This is a genomic window from Thermomonas sp. XSG (assembly GCF_014678725.1).
Taxonomy (GTDB): Bacteria; Pseudomonadota; Gammaproteobacteria; order Xanthomonadales; family Xanthomonadaceae; genus Thermomonas.
On sequence record NZ_CP061497.1, the window covers coordinates 969,798 to 986,472 of the forward strand.

The 16,675-nt window shown below is 69.1% G+C and carries 14 protein-coding genes, 1 tRNA gene and 1 riboswitch; of the genes, 6 read left to right on the plus strand and 9 right to left on the minus strand.

All coding sequences use genetic code 11. The annotated features are described in order from the left end of the window. Nucleotides 1-13: 13 nt before the first annotated feature. Nucleotides 14-1,012: a tRNA dihydrouridine synthase DusB gene (dusB, locus tag ICG51_RS04620; RefSeq protein ID WP_190281855.1), complete on the plus strand. Its 999-nt coding sequence runs from the start codon at nucleotides 14-16 to the stop codon at nucleotides 1,010-1,012. Between the two features lie 30 nt (nucleotides 1,013-1,042). Here dusB and ICG51_RS04625 read toward each other — a convergent pair whose 3' ends face one another. Both ICG51_RS04625 and ICG51_RS04630 read right to left on the minus strand, forming a co-directional pair. Then, the gene (locus tag ICG51_RS04625) at nucleotides 1,043-1,876 is read right to left on the minus strand and encodes a UDP-2,3-diacylglucosamine diphosphatase (RefSeq protein WP_190282355.1); all 834 of its coding nucleotides are present in this window, start codon (nucleotides 1,874-1,876) and stop codon (nucleotides 1,043-1,045) included. Nucleotides 1,877-1,924: 48 nt separating this feature from the next. Next, nucleotides 1,925-3,670, minus strand: a complete 1,746-nt coding sequence (locus ICG51_RS04630; RefSeq protein WP_190281856.1) for a lysophospholipid acyltransferase family protein — start codon at nucleotides 3,668-3,670, stop codon at nucleotides 1,925-1,927. A 203-nt stretch (nucleotides 3,671-3,873) separates the two neighbouring features. On the opposite strand from ICG51_RS04630, the gene metK reads away from it, so the two are divergent. After that, nucleotides 3,874-5,085: a methionine adenosyltransferase gene (metK, locus tag ICG51_RS04635; RefSeq protein WP_190281857.1), complete on the plus strand. Its 1,212-nt coding sequence runs from the start codon at nucleotides 3,874-3,876 to the stop codon at nucleotides 5,083-5,085. A gap of 73 nt (nucleotides 5,086-5,158) precedes the next feature. Here metK and ICG51_RS04640 read toward each other — a convergent pair whose 3' ends face one another. Next, nucleotides 5,159-6,355, minus strand: a complete 1,197-nt coding sequence (locus ICG51_RS04640) for an OmpA family protein (RefSeq protein ID WP_190281858.1) — start codon at nucleotides 6,353-6,355, stop codon at nucleotides 5,159-5,161. A gap of 144 nt (nucleotides 6,356-6,499) precedes the next feature. Here ICG51_RS04640 and ICG51_RS04645 point away from each other — a divergent pair, with 144 nt between their 5' ends. Both ICG51_RS04645 and ahcY read left to right on the plus strand, forming a co-directional pair. Continuing rightward, nucleotides 6,500-8,380 carry an ATP-binding cassette domain-containing protein gene (locus tag ICG51_RS04645; protein WP_190281859.1) on the plus strand — a complete coding sequence of 627 codons (1,881 nt, stop codon included), beginning with the start codon at nucleotides 6,500-6,502 and terminating at the stop codon, nucleotides 8,378-8,380. Nucleotides 8,381-8,463: 83 nt separating this feature from the next. Continuing rightward, a riboswitch (S-adenosyl-L-homocysteine riboswitch) is annotated at nucleotides 8,464-8,532 on the plus strand. Between the two features lie 28 nt (nucleotides 8,533-8,560). Next, the gene (ahcY, locus tag ICG51_RS04650) at nucleotides 8,561-10,006 is read left to right on the plus strand and encodes an adenosylhomocysteinase (protein WP_190281860.1); all 1,446 of its coding nucleotides are present in this window, start codon (nucleotides 8,561-8,563) and stop codon (nucleotides 10,004-10,006) included. 60 nt (nucleotides 10,007-10,066) lie between these two features. Here ahcY and ICG51_RS04655 read toward each other — a convergent pair whose 3' ends face one another. Then, the gene (locus ICG51_RS04655; protein ID WP_190281861.1) at nucleotides 10,067-10,573 is read right to left on the minus strand and encodes an SRPBCC family protein; all 507 of its coding nucleotides are present in this window, start codon (nucleotides 10,571-10,573) and stop codon (nucleotides 10,067-10,069) included. Nucleotides 10,574-10,736: 163 nt separating this feature from the next. On the opposite strand from ICG51_RS04655, the gene metF reads away from it, so the two are divergent. Next, complete coding sequence (metF, locus tag ICG51_RS04660) at nucleotides 10,737-11,561, plus strand: methylenetetrahydrofolate reductase [NAD(P)H] (protein ID WP_190281862.1); 825 nt, start codon at nucleotides 10,737-10,739, stop codon at nucleotides 11,559-11,561. Nucleotides 11,562-11,616: 55 nt separating this feature from the next. Next, nucleotides 11,617-12,156, plus strand: coding sequence for a hypothetical protein (locus ICG51_RS04665; RefSeq protein ID WP_190281863.1), 540 nt, complete (start codon nucleotides 11,617-11,619; stop codon nucleotides 12,154-12,156). A 36-nt stretch (nucleotides 12,157-12,192) separates the two neighbouring features. On the opposite strand, the gene ICG51_RS04670 is transcribed toward ICG51_RS04665, so the two are convergent. The 5 genes from ICG51_RS04670 to ICG51_RS04690 form a co-directional block, all read right to left on the minus strand. After that, nucleotides 12,193-13,299: a branched-chain amino acid aminotransferase gene (locus ICG51_RS04670; RefSeq protein ID WP_190281864.1), complete on the minus strand. Its 1,107-nt coding sequence runs from the start codon at nucleotides 13,297-13,299 to the stop codon at nucleotides 12,193-12,195. Between the two features lie 69 nt (nucleotides 13,300-13,368). Next, nucleotides 13,369-14,676 carry a HAMP domain-containing sensor histidine kinase gene (locus ICG51_RS04675; protein ID WP_190281865.1) on the minus strand — a complete coding sequence of 436 codons (1,308 nt, stop codon included), beginning with the start codon at nucleotides 14,674-14,676 and terminating at the stop codon, nucleotides 13,369-13,371. Beyond that, nucleotides 14,663-15,346: a response regulator transcription factor gene (locus tag ICG51_RS04680; RefSeq protein ID WP_190281866.1), complete on the minus strand. Its 684-nt coding sequence runs from the start codon at nucleotides 15,344-15,346 to the stop codon at nucleotides 14,663-14,665. The genes ICG51_RS04675 and ICG51_RS04680 overlap by 14 nt, the downstream gene beginning before the upstream one ends. Before the next feature lie 218 nt (nucleotides 15,347-15,564). Continuing rightward, nucleotides 15,565-16,479 (minus strand): 30S ribosomal protein S6--L-glutamate ligase, encoded by a 915-nt coding sequence (rimK, locus tag ICG51_RS04685; RefSeq protein WP_190282356.1) that lies wholly within the window; start codon nucleotides 16,477-16,479, stop codon nucleotides 15,565-15,567. Nucleotides 16,480-16,585: 106 nt separating this feature from the next. Next, nucleotides 16,586-16,659, minus strand: a tRNA-Gly gene (locus ICG51_RS04690). Nucleotides 16,660-16,675 lie beyond the last annotated feature (16 nt).

Below are 16,675 nucleotides of genomic sequence, written 5' to 3' on the forward strand. Positions count from 1 at the left end.
CTACAATGCGCGCATGCGCATCGGCCCCCACCTGATCGACCCGAAGGTGATCCTCGCGCCCATGGCGGGCGTGACCGACAAGCCGTTCCGGCTGCTGTGCAAGCGCCTGGGCGCTGGCCTTGCGGTGTCGGAGATGACCATCTCCGATCCGCGCTTCTGGAACACCAGCAAATCGCGCACGCGGATGGACCATGTCGGCGAGCCGGAGCCCGTCAGCGTGCAGATCGCCGGCACCGACCCGGTGGCGCTGGCCGAGGCGGCGCGCTTCAACGTCGACCACGGCGCGCAGATCATCGACATCAACATGGGCTGTCCGGCCAAGAAGGTCTGCAACGTGCTGGCCGGCAGCGCGCTGATGCGCGACCCGCAGCTGGTCGGGCGGATCGTCGAGGCGGTGGTGGCCGCGGTGGACGTGCCGGTGACGCTGAAGATCCGCACCGGCTGGAGCGCGGACCACCGGAACGCACCGGAAATCGCGCGGATCGCCGAAGACGCCGGCATTGCCGCGCTGGCCGTGCATGGCCGCACCCGCGACCAGCACTACACCGGACAGGCCGAGTACGACACCATCGCAGCGGTCAAGGCAATGCTGAAGATCCCGGTGATCGCCAACGGCGACATCGACTCACCGCAGAAGGCCGCTTTCGTGCTGGCGCGCACCGGCTGCGACGCGGTGATGATCGGCCGCGCCGCGCAGGGCCGGCCGTGGCTGCCGGGACAGGTCTCCCATTTCCTGCACAGCGGCGAACAGCTGCCGGAACCGGCGCCGGCGCAGGTGCGCGGCATCCTGCTCGGCCACCTCGAAGCCCTGCATGCGTTCTATGGCGAAGAGATGGGCGTGCGCATCGCCCGCAAGCACCTGGGCTGGTATGCCAAGGATCGGCCGGAGAACGCGGCCTTCCGCGCGGTGGTCAACCGCGCGCAGAGCGCCGACGAACAGCTGCGGCTGACCCGCGATTACTTCGACGCGCTGGCCGCCGGCGTCACGCCTGCGCTGCCGGCCGCGGCCTGAACGTCGGCACCGGCAAACGCCGGCATCGATTCATGCGGCTTCCGCCTCGCGGCCATCGTGGGCGGGCAATTGCGCCGACCGCAGACGCGGCGGAATTTCCGCCCACACATGGCCCAGATGCGAGAGCAGCCGCAGGGTGCCGTCGGCCTCTTCGACCAGCGCGCTCAGGCTTTCCACCCAGTCGCCGTCGTTGGCGTAGACCAGCCCATCGCGCTGCAACAGCGCGGCACGGTGGATATGCCCGCAGACGATGCCATCCAGCCCGCGCCGGCGCGCGTCGTCGAGCCCGGCCAGCACGAACCGCCCGATGTAGCGTTCGGCAGCACCGCTCTTCGATTTCAGGAACTCCGACAGCGACCAGTAGCGCAGCCCCAGCCGGGCGCGCAGCGCGTTCAGCCACTGGTTGCCGGTGAGGATTCGGTAGTACAGCCAGTCGCCGAATTTTTCCTGCAGGCTGCCGAAGTGCGTCACCGCGTCGTAGTCGTCGCCATGCGTCACCAGCAGGCGGCGACCATCGGCGGTGACGTGGACCGCGCGCCGGCGCACCCGCGTCGCCGGCAGCGCCAGCCCGCAGAAGCGGCGGATCGGGCGGTCGTGGTTGCCGGGGATGTAGACCAGTTCGGTGCCGCGCCGGTGCAGCGCATGCAGGGCCTCCACCACGCGGTTGTGCGCGGCGCCCCAGCTGGCGCGCCGCTGCGCCATCCACCACAGGTCGACGATGTCGCCGACCAGGTACAGCCGCTCGCAGCGCAGTCCAGCGAGGAAATCGGCCAGCTCGGCCGCGTGGCAATGGCGCGCGCCCAGGTGCACGTCCGAAATGAAAACCGCGCGACGCGGAGCCGGCGGCGGCACCGCGCGGACCACCGCCGTTGCGGGGCGTGCGCGCCTGCCGCTGCGGCCGGCGGCGCCCACCTATTCCTCCGCGCCGGCCGTGGCGGCCACCGGTGCGGATGTGGGATTTCCAGCACCGAGATAGCGTTGGCGCTTCTTCGGCCGCATCCGCTGGATGTCCACTTCGATCAGGCCATCCACGGAATCGCTGAAATCGGGATCGACGCCGAAGGCGAGGAAGCGCGCACCGCCCGGTTCGCACAGTTCGACGTACTGTTTGTAGAGCATCGGCACCTGCGCGCCCAGCGCGTCGAGATTGGCCTTGAGCACGCGGAAGGCGGTGTCGGCGTCCAGCGCGGCATCGCCGGGGTCGGCGGGCTCGTAGTGGAACGGTCGGCGCGACACCACATCGCCCTGCGGGCCGCCATGCCAATGCGCGTAGTGGGCGACGATCTGCGCACGCGCCGCCGCCGGCAGTGCGGCGCTGATCGAGACCGCGCCGAACAGGTAGCGCACCCGCGGATGCGCGCGCAGGTAGGCGCCGATGCCCTGCCAGAGGTAATCGATGCTGCGGCTGCCCCAGTAGTCCTGCGCCACGAAACTGCGGCCCAGCTCCATGCCCTGGGCGATCCGCGCCAGCGCGTCCTCGCCGTAGTCGAACAGACTGGCGGTGTAGAGACCTCGCAGGCCGTGCGCGGCCAGTACCGGCGCGCCGCGGGCGATGCGGTAGGCGCCGGCGATCTTCGCCGCGGCCTCGTCCCACAGCACGATGTGTTCGTACCAGCTGTCCCAGGCGTCTAGGTCGAGGCGGCGGCCGGTGCCTTCGCCCACCGCGCGGAAGGTCAGCTCGCGCAGCCGACCGATCTCGTGCAGCAGCGGCGAGTCCACTGCCAGGGCGCCGACCCGGATCTGCTTGCCGTCGCTGGTCCGGCCGAGCAGGCGCAACCCAGCCACGGCCGCGCCGACCAGCGCCGGGTCGGCGGCCGCGGCCACCGGCTCGGGGCCGCTGCCCGCCGGCTCTTCGCACTGCCGGCGGGTGCCCAACGCATAGAGCTCGCGGCGGATATCCCGCAGCAGCGCCTCGTCGCCGGCATCGGCCGGGATCGCGCGTGGCGTCCCCACCCGTAGCAGCACCCGGCGCGCGCGGCGGGCGAACATCTCGCGCGCCAGCAGCGCCGTGCCCACCGGCTTGAACAGTGCCGAGGCCCCGTAGAACAGCATCGAGTTGCGCGCATCGATGCGCACCGGCAGCACCGGCGCAGCGCAGGCGCGGGCGAAGCGCAGGAAGCCGCGCCGCCAGCGGCCGTCGCGGATCCCGCGCGGGCCCAGGCGCGAGACCTCACCGGCCGGGAACACGATCACGCATTCGCCGCGCCCCAGCGCCGCGCGGATCGCGCGCAGGCTGTCCGGCGCCGGTCGCCCGCCGAGGATGCGCACCGGCAGCAGCAGCTCGCCCAGCCCGCCCAGCGCGGACAGGAAATCGTTGGCGACGATGCGCACGTCGCGCCGCACCTGCCCCACCAGGTCCAGCAGCGCCAGCGCATCCAGCGCCCCGGAAGGATGGTTGGCGACGATCAGCAGCCGCCCATGCGCCGGGATCCGCGCCCGGTCCGCATCGCTGGTCACGTACCCCGCCCCCAGATGGCGCATCGCCGCGGCGACGAAGTCGAAGCCGCGCACATGCCGGTTGGCGGCGAGGAAAGCATCGATCTCGTCCAGCCGCGACCAGCGCGCGATGCCGCGCAACAGCGGCCTGGCCAATACCGCCCGGCGGCCGCGGAACCAGTGCGGGAAACGCTGCTGCAGGCGCTGTTCGAGCTGGATCATCGCGGGGCGGTATCGGCCTGGTTGGCCGACAGCCTGCGCGGCAACCGGGACAGCCCGGTTTCACGCGGGTTACCCGAGGGTGACGGCAGGCTTAATGTCGGCCAAACACCGCCGGCAGCGGAAACAGGGCAGGATGCACATCCGGCCGCGCCGCTGTATCATGCGCGCCCATCTTTTCATCCGAATGCAAGGATATAAAGCCCATGTCCAGCTACCTGTTCACCTCCGAATCGGTCTCCGAAGGCCATCCGGACAAGATCGCCGACCAGATTTCCGATGCGGTGCTGGACGCGATCCTGGCCCAGGACAAGCAGGCGCGCGTGGCCTGCGAGACGCTGGTGAAGACCGGCGCCGCCATCGTGGCCGGCGAGGTCACCACCAGCGCGTGGGTGGACATCGAGGCGCTGGCGCGCCAGGTGATCAACGGCATCGGCTACGACAATTCCAGCGTCGGCTTCGACGGCCACACCTGCGCCATCATCAACATGCTCGGCAAGCAGTCGCCCGACATCAACCAGGGCGTGGACCGCAAGAAGCCGGAAGACCAGGGCGCGGGCGACCAGGGCCTGATGTTCGGCTACGCCTGCAATGAAGCGCCCGAATTCATGCCGGCCCCGCTGTACTACAGCCACCGGCTGGTGGAACAGCAGGCCAAGGTGCGCAAGAGCGGCAAGCTGAAGTGGCTGCGCCCGGACGCCAAGTCGCAGGTCACCCTGCGCTACGACGGCAACACCGTGCTGGGCCTCGACGCGGTGGTGCTGTCCACCCAGCACGATCCGGACATCAAGCAGAAGGACCTGATCGAGGCGGTGCGCACGCACATCCTCGCCCCGGTGCTGCCCAAGAAGTGGCTGGACGCGCTGCCGAAGAACAAGGTGCACATCAACCCGACCGGCAAGTTCGTGATCGGCGGCCCGGTGGGCGACTGCGGCCTGACCGGCCGCAAGATCATCGTCGACACCTACGGCGGCATGGCCCGCCACGGCGGCGGCGCGTTCTCCGGCAAGGACCCGTCGAAGGTCGACCGCAGCGCCGCCTACGCCGCGCGCTACGTGGCCAAGAACATCGTCGCCGCCGGCCTAGCCGACAAGTGCGAAGTGCAGGTGTCCTACGCCATCGGCGTGGCCCAGCCGACCTCGATCTCGGTCACGACCTTCGGCACCGGCAAGGTCGGCGACGACGTGATCGAGAAGCTGATCCGCGCGCACTTCGACCTGCGTCCGTACGCGATCACTCGCATGCTGGACCTGGAGCACCCGATCTATCAGCCCACCGCCAGCTACGGCCACTTCGGCCGCAAGCCGAAGGAAATCAGCTACACCGACGGCGAAGGCAAGAAGCACAAGGCCACCACCTTCTCCTGGGAGAAGACCGACAAGGCCGAAGCGCTGCGCAAGGCGGCGAAGCTGAAGTAAGCCGCGCTCCGGCAAGGCGATTTGCGAACGGGCCGCAGCGATGCGGCCCGTTTTTTTGCGTCGCGCTGCGTGCTCAGGTCCGCACGAAGATCTCCACCCGCCGGTTGAGCTGGCGGCCGGCGGGGTTGTCCTGCCCGTTGAGCTCGTTGGGGGCCACCGGTTGTGATTCGCCGTAGCCACGCGCATCAGCACCCTGTGCCGCTTGGCGCTGCCGCAGCGCCGTCAATACCGCCTGCGCGCGGCGCTCGGACAGCGCCTGGTTGTAAGGATCGCTGCCCTTGGCATCGGTATGGCCGCGGATCTCCATCGACTTGGCTTGTACCTGGTTGAGTGCGGTAGCCAACGTGTCCAGCACCTTGGCCGCGTCCGGACGGATGTCCGACTTGTCGAAGTCGAACAGGACCCGATCCTCCAGGGTGACGACGAATCCGCACGGAGCGCCCGGCGGCGCGAACTTCTTCAGCGGCGGAAAGCGGCCCGCGGGGGCCACTCTCGGGATCGGCGCCATCTTCACCTCACGCGCGGGCGCGCCGATGCGCCCATTGCCGTCGCCGTCGTTGACGACCAGCCCGTGCGGTCCGTTCCAGCTGCCGCTGCCATCGGCGTTGATGGTGACGATGCCCTGCGGACCGTTCCAGGTGCCCGAACCATCGCCGTTATTGCGGATCAGGCCGCTATCGCCATTCCAGGTGCCGCCACCTTGCCCGTCCAGCCGGATGATCCCGTAACGCCCGTTGTAGCTGCCCGAGCCGTCGGCCTCGACCGAAATCAACGCGTCGTCGGCCCCATCCTCGCCGCTCCCGTTGATGGTGCCGCTGCCATCGGCATTGACGGTGATGAGGCCGCCGCCGTAGTTGGCGGTGCCGCTGCCGTCGGCATTGATGCGGAAGATGCCCGCATCGCCGTTGCGCAGCAGGTTGCCCTGTGCATCGACGCTGGTGATGCCCGCGTCATTGACCAGCGCGCCGTCGCCCGTGCAGGTGGCCGGACGGACGCGGATGCCGGCGATCGGGTCGATGATGTCCTGCATCGATGCCTCCAGCGTCCGCTGCGCCGGGCCGATGCCGACGACATCGGGCACCACGATCTGCGGGATGGCGGGGAAGTCGAACTCGCCTGCCGTTTTCGGCGCTTCCGCCGTGGCCGCTGCCACCGGCGCCGCGCTGGCCGCGCCGCCCGTGGGCGCGTCCACCGCGGCATTGGGTGCACGCGTGCAAGCGCCGCACAGCACCATCGCCCCCACCAGCATTCCCACGCGTCCTGCCGCCATGCCTGCCGTCCTGTCGATGTTGTCGGAGCGGCGGTTATAGGCCACCGCCGTGACGCACACGTTAAGCGCGTCTGAACGCGGGCGAGTCCATCACGACGCACCACGGGCCGGGTCGGCCGTGCACGCGCCGCTTACAATGCGCGCATGCCTCTCCTCCATTTCCAGAACGTCGACTACGGCGTCGGCGGCCCGCTGCTGCTCGACCACGTCGACCTCACCATCGAACCCGGCGAACGCGTCTGCATCGTCGGCCGCAACGGCGCCGGCAAGTCCACCCTGATGCGGCTGATGGCCGGCGAGATCCGGCCCGACGACGGCGAGATCCGCGTGCAGAACGGCGTGGTGGTGGCGCGGATGGCGCAGGAAGTGCCGCTGGACACCCACGGCAGCGTTTTCGACGTGGTGGCCGCAGGCCTGGGCGACTTGGGCGCGCTGCTGGCGCGCTACCACCACGCCGTGCACGACGGCGACATGGACGCGATGGCGGACGCGCAGGCGCAGATCGAGGCGCGCCACGGTTGGGACCTGGACCGTCGGGTGGAGCAGGTGCTGGAACGGCTGGAGCTGCCGGGCGAGGCCGATTTCGCCGCGCTCTCGGGCGGCATGAAGCGGCGCGTGCTGCTGGCGCAGGCGCTGGTGCGCGCGCCCGACATCCTGCTGCTGGACGAACCCACCAACCACCTCGACATCGAGGCCATCGACTGGCTGGAAGGCTTCCTCAAGGCGTTCGCCGGCAGCATTGTCTTCGTCACTCACGACCGCAGCTTCCTGCGCGCGCTGGCCACCCGCATCGTCGAGATCGACCGCGGCCAGGTGACCAGCTGGCCCGGCGACTACGACAACTATCTGCGCCGCCGCGAGGAACGCCTGCACGCGCAGGCGCAGGAGAACGCACGCTTCGACAAGCTGCTGGCGCAGGAGGAAGTGTGGATCCGCCAGGGCATCAAGGCCCGCCGCACCCGCAACGAGGGCCGGGTGACCGCCCTCAAGGCGATGCGCCGCGAGCGCGCCGCGCGCCGTGAAGTCACCGGCAAGGTGAAGATGGAAGCCGCCAGCGCGCAGGCTTCCGGCAAGAAGGTCATCGAGATGACCGGGGTATCGCAGGCGTTCGGCGACAGGGTCATCCTGCGCGACGCCTCGACCACAATCCTGCGCGGCGACAAGGTCGGCATCATCGGCCCCAACGGTTCCGGCAAATCGACCCTGCTGAAGATCCTGCTGGGTGAACTGACGCCCGATGCCGGCACGGTGACGCTGGGCACCAACCTGCAGATCGCCTATTTCGACCAGCACCGCAGCCAGCTGGACGAAACCCGCAGCGCGCTCGAAAACGTGGCCGGCGGGCGCGACTTCGTGGAGATCAACGGCAGCCGCAAGCACATCATCGGCTACCTGCAGGAGTTCCTGTTCTCGCCGGAACGCGCGCGCGCGCCGATCACCCGCCTGTCCGGCGGCGAACGCAACCGCCTGCTGCTGGCACGGCTGTTCGCGCAGCCTTCCAACCTGCTGGTGATGGACGAACCCACCAACGACCTGGACGTGGAAACGCTGGAACTGCTGGAGGAACTCCTGCTGGACTACCAGGGCACCCTGCTGCTGGTCAGCCACGACCGCGATTTCCTCGACAACGTGGTGACCAGCACGCTGGCGCTGGAAGGCGACGGCCGGCTGGGCGACTACGTGGGCGGCTACACCGACTGGCTGCGCCAGCGGCCGGTGGCGCAGGCCACTGCGGCAGCGTCGCCCGCCTCGCCCGCCTCGCCTGCCGCACCTGCGCCCGTCCCCGCGGCTGCACCGGCGCCAGCGAAGAAGAAACTCAGCTTCAAGGACCAGCGCGAACTGGAACTGCTGCCCGCGAGGATCGAACAGCTGGAAACCGACATCGCCGCGCGCAGCGCCGCCATGCAGGACCCGGCGTTCTACCGGCAGGACGCCGCCGCGCAGCAGCGCGCGAATACCGAACTGGCCGCGCAGCAGGCCGAGCTGGACGCCGCCTACGCACGCTGGGAAGCGCTGGACGGCTGAGAAGGCCCTCCGCGGCCCCATCCACCGGTGGGTGGCCGACGATCGGTTCATCCGTGGCCCGCCGGCTGGCGCTACAATGCGCGCCGGCCGAGGGGCGCTGCGATCGCGACATGCGACCAGGCTCGGCATCGAAACAACGGCGCCCGTGACCGCAATCCACCGCACTCACGGAGCATGCACATGAACGCCGTAGCCAGGACTTTTTCGACCGAGGGCGACTACAAGGTCGCCGACATCTCGCTGGCCGACTGGGGCCGCAAGGAACTGGACATCGCCGAGCACGAGATGCCGGGCCTGATGTCGATCCGCCGCAAGTACGCCGCCACCACGCCGCTCAAGGGCGTGCGGGTGACCGGCTCGCTGCACATGACCATCCAGACCGCGGTGCTGATCGAGACGCTGAAGGACATCGGCGCCGACGTGCGCTGGGCGTCGTGCAACATCTTCAGCACCCAGGACCACGCCGCCGCCGCGATCGCCGCCACCGGCACCCCCGTGTTCGCCTGGAAGGGCGAGACGCTGGAGGAATACTGGGACTGCACGCTGGATGCGCTCACCTTCACCCTGCCCGACGGCACCCTGACCGGCCCGGAGCTGGTGGTGGATGACGGCGGCGACGTCACCCTGCTGATCCACAAGGGCTTTGAACTCGAGCAGGGCGACGACAGCTGGGTCAATTCGGCCTCCGGCAGCCACGAGGAGCAGGTGATCAAGAACCTGCTCAAGCGCGTCGCCAGCGAGCGCCCCGGCTACTGGACCCGCGTGGTCAAGGACTGGAAGGGCGTCTCCGAGGAAACCACCACCGGCGTGCACCGCCTCTACCAGCTGGCCGAGAAGGGCAAGCTGCTGGTGCCGGCGATCAACGTCAACGACTCGGTCACCAAGTCGAAGTTCGACAACCTGTATGGCTGCCGCGAGTCGCTGGCCGATGGCCTGAAGCGCGCGCTGGACGTGATGCTGGCCGGCAAGGTGGCGGTGGTGTGCGGCTATGGCGACGTCGGCAAGGGCTCGGCGGCCTCGCTGCGTGCCTACGGCGCCCGCGTCATCGTCACCGAGATCGACCCGATCTGCGCGCTGCAGGCGGCGATGGAAGGCTATGAAGTAACGACCGTCGAGGACACCCTCGGCCGCGCCGACATCTACGTCACCACCACCGGCAACAAGGACATCATCACCCTGGCGCACATGCAGGCGATGAAGGACCAGGCCATCGTCTGCAACATCGGCCACTTCGACAACGAGATCCAGGTCGATGCGCTGTACGCCAGCGGCGCGGTGAAGACCAACATCAAGCCGCAGGTGGACAAATTCACCTTTGGCAATGGCAACAGCATCTTCCTGCTGGCCGAAGGCCGGCTGGTGAACCTGGGCTGCGCCACCGGCCACCCCAGCTTCGTGATGTCGAACTCGTTCTCCAACCAGACGCTGGCGCAGATCGACCTGTGGGCCAACAAGGACGCCTACGAGGCCAAGGTCTACATCCTGCCGAAGAAGCTGGACGAGGAGGTGGCGCGCCTGCACCTGGAGAAGATCGGGGTGAAGCTGACCAGGCTCACCAGCGAACAGGCCGACTACCTCGGCGTGTCGATGGACGGCCCGTACAAGCCGGAGCACTACCGCTACTGATCGCCACCCGTCAACGGTGATGACCACGGGCGCCGCAAGGCGCCCGTTTCCGTTGCGGGACTAGCCCAGCCGCGCCACCTGCTCGGCGTACGACTTGCGGGTCTGCACGAACAGATCGAACGGGAACCGCGTCGACACGCCTTCCAGCGCCGTGGCCAGCATCTCCAGATGGCCCTCGAACCCCGCACAGGCCTTGGCGATGTCTTCGTCAGCAGGCACCTCCACGAACAGGTCCAGCCGGGTGCCGGCCCCGCGCGGGTGCAGCTCCCAGCGCAGCGGACGCTGCGGCTGTTCGCCGCTGCTCCACGAATACTCCAGCACCCGCCCCGGCTCGAACGCGGTCACCGTGCTGTCGATGACGATGCCGCTGTCGGCGAAATCGATCCGCACCGCGCCGCCCGGCTGCTGCTGGATGCTGCCCGGCGCCAGCCACTGCGCCATCGACGCGGACTCGGTGAGCATGGCCCAGACCGCATCCGCCTCATGCTCCAGGTCGCGCGAGAGGTGGCCTTGGAAGCCGGTGCCGGTGCGCCGGATGCGCCCGACCGGAAACAGCATGGTGCTCATTGGCGGATTTCCTGAAGGAAGGCCGATAGTTGTAACCCCTGCGCGGCCGGGGCGCATTGACGCACGTCACCCGGTCCCGGATGGCTTGCCCGGCAGCTGATATATCGCTTCATCCGGAAAAAGAGATATATAATCGCACCAACCACGGAACCACGCCGCCGCAATGCTGCCGATCAGCTTCGAGTTCTACCCGCCCAAGACCGACGAACAGCACTCCCAGTTCGACCGCACCGTGCGCAAGCTCAAGGCGCATGCGCCGCAGTTCATGTCGGTCACCTTCGGCGCCGGCGGCTCCACCCTTAGCCACACCCCGGAAACGGTGCAGCGCCTGCGCGGCGAGCACGGCGTGGACGGCGTGCCCCACCTGACCTGCGTCGGTGGCAGCCGCGAGGAAATCCGCACCCTGCTCAAGCTCTACCGCGCTCTGGGTTGCACCCGCATCGTCGCGCTGCGCGGCGACCTGCCCTCCGGCATGGCCCGCAGCGGCGACCTGCGCTATGCCAGCGAGCTGGTGCGTCTGATCCGCGACGAGCACGGCGACCACTTCCACGTGGAAGTCGCGGCCTACCCGGAAACCCACCCGCAGGCGGAAGACGCACGGATCGGACTGGACCATTTCAAGACCAAGGTCGATGCCGGCGCCAGCGGTGCGATCACCCAGTATTTCTACAACGCCGACGCCTATTTCCGCTTCGTCGACGATGCGCGCGCGCAGGGCATCGACCTGCCGATCGTGCCGGGAATCATGCCGATCGCCAATTTCAGCCAGCTGCGCCGGTTCTCCGAGGCCTGCGGGGCGCAGATCCCGCGCTGGATCGACCAGCGCATGCGCGCCTTCGGCGACGATGCGGACGCGGTGCGCGAGTTCGCAGCGGACGTGGTGGCAGGCCTGTGCCGCCGCTTGGTGGAAGGCGGCGCGCCGGCCCTGCACTTCTACACGCTGAACCTGGCCAAGCCCACCCAGACGGTGTTGCAGCGGCTGGCCTGAAACGGCGCCGCCCGCCTTCCTTCCGCCTTGACGGGGCGGAGGGTACCCTGCGGAGATGCTCCGTCTTGCCCCGCTGCTGCTCCTGTTGGCCTGCCTCGCGCCGCCGCGCGAGGCGTCGGCGCAGGTCAGGCATTGCGTCACCGCCGACGGCACCCGCCTCTACACCGACCGCCGCTGCGCGGATATCGGTGCGGTCGATGAACTGCGACTGCCGGCGCTGGGCACCCCCGTGGCGAACAGCCGCCGCCCACTGTGCGCGCGCAACGTGCAGGATCTGGCCTATGCGCTGGAAGAGGCGATCCGCTCCGGCGATGCCAACCGCATCGCCGGTCTCTACGACTGGGCGGGAATGGGCACGGCCAACGCCAACCGGGTGATGAACCAGCTGCAGGCTATTGCCAGGCGCGAGGTGGTGGAAGTGCGGCAGGTACATGCCGGCGAGCGCTGGGAGGCCGCCGACCCGTGGCTGGCACCGCCACCGTCCGGCCCGCCGGTCGGCCTGCGGGTGGAGCAGGTGCAGGCCAACGGCCACACGCCGGCGCGCGCCAGTTTCGGCCTGCGCCAGCGCATGGGCTGCTGGTGGGTGCGGATGTAGCCACCCCGCCCTTGGGCAGGGTTGGCCGAGCGCCGGTCAGCGCAGGCGCACCATCCAGCCGTGGCGGTCCGGCGCACGGCCGTGCTGGATGTCGGTCAGTTCGCGACGGATCGCCATGGTGACCTCGCCGGCCGGCGCATGGATGTCACCCACCGCGAAGTCCTTGCCTTTCAGTTCACCGATCGGGGTGACCACGGCGGCGGTGCCGCAGGCGAACACTTCGGCGATCTCGCCGGAGGCCACGCCGCTCTTCCATTCCTCGATGGAGACCCTGCGCTCTTCGACCGTCATGCCACGGTCGCGCGCCAACTGCAGGATGCTGGAACGGGTGATACCTTCGAGGATGCTGCCCGACAGCTCCGGGGTGACGATGCGGCCGTCGCGGTAGACCAGGAACACGTTCATGCCACCCAGTTCCTCCAGGTACCGGCCTTCGACCGGGTCGAGGAACAGCACCTGCGAGCAGCCGTGCGCCTGCGCTTCCTGCTGCGGCAGCAGCGAGGCGGCGTAGTTGCCGCCGCACTTGGCCGCGCCGGTGCCTCCCTTGGCCGCACGCGCGTAGTCCTCGGACAACCAGATCGACACGGGAGCCACGCCCTTGGCGAAGTACGCACCGGCCGGGCTGGCGATCACGTAGTAGGCCGCCGCCTGCGCGGGGCGCACACCGAGGAAGGCTTCAGTGGCGATCATGAAGGGACGGAAATACAGGCTGCTCTCCGGCGCCGACGGCACCCAGGCGTGGTCGACCGCGACCAGCTGGCGCAGCGACTCGACGAACTCGCCCACCGGCAGCTGCGGCAGCGCCAGCCGCGCGGCGGAGCGCTGCAGGCGTTCGCCATTGGCCTCGGGACGGAAGGTCCAGATCGAGCCATCGGCATGGCGATAGGCCTTGATGCCTTCGAAGATCTCCTGGCCGTAGTGCAGCACCGCTGCCGCCGGGTCCAGCGACAGCGGGCCGTAGGCGTGGACCTGCGCATCGTGCCAGCCGCGTTCCCTGTCCCACTGGATGGCCACCATGTGGTCGGTGAAGCGCTTGCCGAAGCCCAGCTCGCCGGCCAGCAGCGCGTTGCGCTGGGCCTCGCCGAGGGCGTGATCGGACAGGTTGACCTGGTAGGCCAGCGGTGCGGCGGCGGAAGCGTGCATGCGGAATCCCTGTGAGACGAACCCGCATATTATGAGGCCCGCCGGCGCCATCGGCGCTGGGCTCGCCCCTCAGCCGAACGCCAGCGTCGCCACCACGCCCTTCTGCGCGCCCGGCCGCACCTGCACGTCCCAGTCGTACAACGCGCACAGCCGGCGCACGATCGACAGACCGATGCCGCCGCCCTGCGAATGCCCGGCGTGAGTGCCACGGTAGCCGCGGGTGAACAGCTTGGCCGCATCCTCGGCGCTCAACCCGGGACCGGAGTCGCTGACTTCGACCGCGTCGGCCAGCACGCGCACCACCACCTCGCCGTTGGGCGTGTACTTCACCGCGTTGCCGATCAGGTTGCCCAGCGCCACCGACAGCACCGACTCCGGCACGTCCAGCGGCAGCGACGAGGCGCCCTCCAGGCGCAGCTCCACCGGCTTGCCGGCGAGCTGGGCGCGGTGGCTTTCCAGCAGCTGCTGCGCCACCCGGGCCGCATCGCACTGGCCTACCGCGCGCTCGTTGCGCGACAGCAGCAGCAGCGCACTGATCAGGTCGGTGCACTGCAGTTCGGCGCGCTGGATGCGCAGCAGCCGCGTGCGCGTGCGCTCGTCCAGCTCGGGCCGGGCCAGCAACAGTTCCACCGCGCCGCGGATCACCGCCAGCGGAGTGCGCAGTTCATGGCTGACGTCGGCGTTGAACTCGCGGTCGCGCTGCACCACCTCGGTCAGGCGCGCGGCGTAGTCGTCCAGCGCCTTCGCCAGTTCGCCCACCTCGTCCTCGGGGAAGTGCGGCGCCAGCGCCTCGGGATTGGAACTGGCGCCCGAACGGCGCAGCCGCTGCGCCAGCTCGGTGACCGGGCTCATCACCCGCGCCGCCGACCACCAGCCCAGCAGGAATGCCAGCGCGGTGAATCCCACCACGGCCCCGACCAACCACTGGTTCTGCTGCTCCTGGCCGTGCAGGGTCTGCGACAGGTCATAGGCAAGATAGAAGACGTGCGTCGATGTCCGCCGCACCGCGAGTTTGTAGGCGAACCGCTGGCCGTCTTCGACCCCATGGAACTCGTAGATACCGTCCTTCAGGTTGCGCCAGTCTTCCGGCGCATTGCCCAGTTTTTCGGTGGCATAGACACGCCCCTGCACGCCCTCGAACGCGAACGTGGCGTTGTCGGGATTGCGCTGGAACGCAGTGGCATAGCCGTCGATGTTGCGGTTCAGCGCGTCAGCCAGCAGCTGGTTTTCCACGCGCGTGCGCAGCGCGATGCTGGCATAGGCGAACAGCGCCGTGAGGCAGAACCCCAGCAGCGTGAATGTAACGATGATGCGGGTGCGCAGCCGCCGCCGGCCGCGCTGGTGCCGGTGCGGCGCCGCGATGTCAGCTGTCGGCATCGGGTGCGGCGATCCTGTAGCCGATGCCGTGGCGGGTCTGGATCATCGGCTTGCCGAACGGCTTGTCCACCGCCGCGCGCAGGCCGTGGATATGCACCCGCAGCGAGTCCGAATCCGGCAGTTCCTCGCCCCAGACGCGGCTCTCCAGGTCCTGCCGGGTCACCACCGCGGGCGATGCCTCCATCAGCGCCTGCAGGATCTTCAGCGCGGTGGGGTTGAGCTGGATCAGCTTGCCCTCGCGGTGCACTTCCAGAGTGTCGAGGTTGTATTCCAGTTCGCCGACGTTGAGCACCCGCGCCGGCAGCCCGCGCCCGCGCCGTGCCAGCGCGTTGAGGCGCACGTTCACCTCCTGCAGCGCGAACGGCTTGATCAGGTAGTCGTCGGCGCCGGAATCGAAGCCGGCCAGCTTGTTGTCCAGCGAGTCGCGCGCGGTCAGCATCAGGACCGGGGTCTGCTTGCGCGCATCGACGCGCAGCTTGCGACAGACCTCCAGTCCGTCCATGCCCGGCAGGTTGAGGTCCAGCACGATCGCATCGAAGTCGTGCACCACTGCCAGGTGGAGTCCGGTGATGCCATCGGCCGCGAAATCCACGGTATGGCCGCAGTCCTCCAGGTAATCACCCAGGTTGGCGGCGATGTCGGGATTGTCCTCGATGACCAGAATGCGCATGGGGGTTCCAGTTGGGGGCGTATGCCGGGTGAGACCGGCGCGGCTCTCGCCGGTTCCCTCGATTCTTGCACAGCAGGTTCATTTGCGCGGGCCGGGGTGGCGCGCGCAACAAAAGGCCCGGGCGGAGCCGCCCGGGCCGAAGTTCACATGCATGCCCTGCATGCCCGTCTGCGGGGGAAGTACAGCCGGGCACGGGATCGATGTTGGGCGATAGCCGATTAAGAATCCGTCAAATCGGTGTTGCGGCTGCGTTGCGCCGCGGCCGCGCGTGCCGCCACGTGCTCGATGACCGCACCCGCCACGTCCACGCCGGTGACCATCTCGATGCCCTCGAGCCCCGGCGAGGAGTTGACCTCCAGCACCAGCGGGCCGCGCTGGCTGCGGATCAGGTCCACGCCGGCCACGCCGAGGCCCAGGATGCGCGCCGCGCGCACCGCCGTGTCCACTTCGGCGCGGGTGGGCCGCACCTTCTTCGCGCTGCCACCGCGATGCAGGTTGGAGCGGAAATCGCCGGGCGGTGCCTCCCGGCGCATGGTCGCGACCACCCGATCGCCCACCACGAAGCAGCGCAGATCGGCGCCCTTGGCCTCGGCGATGAACTCCTGCACCAGGAAATTCGCATACAGGCCGCGCAGGGTTTCGATGGCTGCGCGCGAGGCCGATGGCTTCTCGGTCAGCATCACCCCTGCGCCCTGGGTGCCCTCGTTGAGCTTGATGACATGCGGTGCGGGCCCCAGCATCGCCAGCAGGTCGCCGGTGTCGTCGGGGTTGTCGCCGAACACGGTCACCGGCAGGCCGATGCCTTCCGCCGCCAGCACCTGGTGACAGCGCAGCTTGTCGCGCGCGCGCGCGATCGCCGCAGCGCTGTTCGGGCTGTAGCTGCCCATCAGTTCGAACTGGCGCAGCACCGCGCAGCCGTAGCGGGTCACCGAGGCCCCGACCCGCGGTACCACCGCGGCGTACCCGGCCACAGGCTTCCCCTTGTAGCGCATATCGAAGCCGTCGCTGCTGATCCGCAGGTAGCAGCGCAGCGGGTCGAGCACGCGCACGCTGTGCCCGCGTTCGCGCGCGGCCTCCACCAGCCGGCGGGTGGAATACAGCTTGCCGTTGCGGGAAAGGATGGCGAGTTTCATCGGAGGAAGGCCCTGCATGCGCCGCTGCCGACAGTGCCCATTACCGGCCACACCGCCAACGGAAAGGGCGGCACCCCTGGGGATGCCGCCCTGTGTTCCATCGTGCTGGAGCGGGTGATGGGAATCGAACCCACGTTAGCAGCTTGGGAAGCTGCAGTTCTACCATTGAACTACACCCGCGAGGCCGGCAAGTCTA

Bases quoted from the DNA above. Each gene is read 5' to 3' on its own strand.
- ICG51_RS04670 (WP_190281864.1), bottom strand. From the start codon at position 13,299: ATGCACGCTTCCGCCGCCGCACCGCTGGCCTACCAGGTCAACCTGTCC.
- dusB (WP_190281855.1), top strand. From the start codon at position 14: ATGCGCATCGGCCCCCACCTGATCGACCCGAAGGTGATCCTCGCGCCC.
- ICG51_RS04630 (WP_190281856.1), bottom strand. From the start codon at position 3,670: ATGATCCAGCTCGAACAGCGCCTGCAGCAGCGTTTCCCGCACTGGTTC.
- ICG51_RS04675 (WP_190281865.1), bottom strand. From the start codon at position 14,676: ATGCCGACAGCTGACATCGCGGCGCCGCACCGGCACCAGCGCGGCCGG.
- ICG51_RS04680 (WP_190281866.1), bottom strand. From the start codon at position 15,346: ATGCGCATTCTGGTCATCGAGGACAATCCCGACATCGCCGCCAACCTG.
- ICG51_RS04645 (WP_190281859.1), top strand. From the start codon at position 6,500: ATGCCTCTCCTCCATTTCCAGAACGTCGACTACGGCGTCGGCGGCCCG.
- ICG51_RS04655 (WP_190281861.1), bottom strand. From the start codon at position 10,573: ATGAGCACCATGCTGTTTCCGGTCGGGCGCATCCGGCGCACCGGCACC.
- metF (WP_190281862.1), top strand. From the start codon at position 10,737: ATGCTGCCGATCAGCTTCGAGTTCTACCCGCCCAAGACCGACGAACAG.
- ahcY (WP_190281860.1), top strand. From the start codon at position 8,561: ATGAACGCCGTAGCCAGGACTTTTTCGACCGAGGGCGACTACAAGGTC.
- ICG51_RS04665 (WP_190281863.1), top strand. From the start codon at position 11,617: ATGCTCCGTCTTGCCCCGCTGCTGCTCCTGTTGGCCTGCCTCGCGCCG.
- ICG51_RS04640 (WP_190281858.1), bottom strand. From the start codon at position 6,355: ATGGCGGCAGGACGCGTGGGAATGCTGGTGGGGGCGATGGTGCTGTGC.
- rimK (WP_190282356.1), bottom strand. From the start codon at position 16,479: ATGAAACTCGCCATCCTTTCCCGCAACGGCAAGCTGTATTCCACCCGC.
- metK (WP_190281857.1), top strand. From the start codon at position 3,874: ATGTCCAGCTACCTGTTCACCTCCGAATCGGTCTCCGAAGGCCATCCG.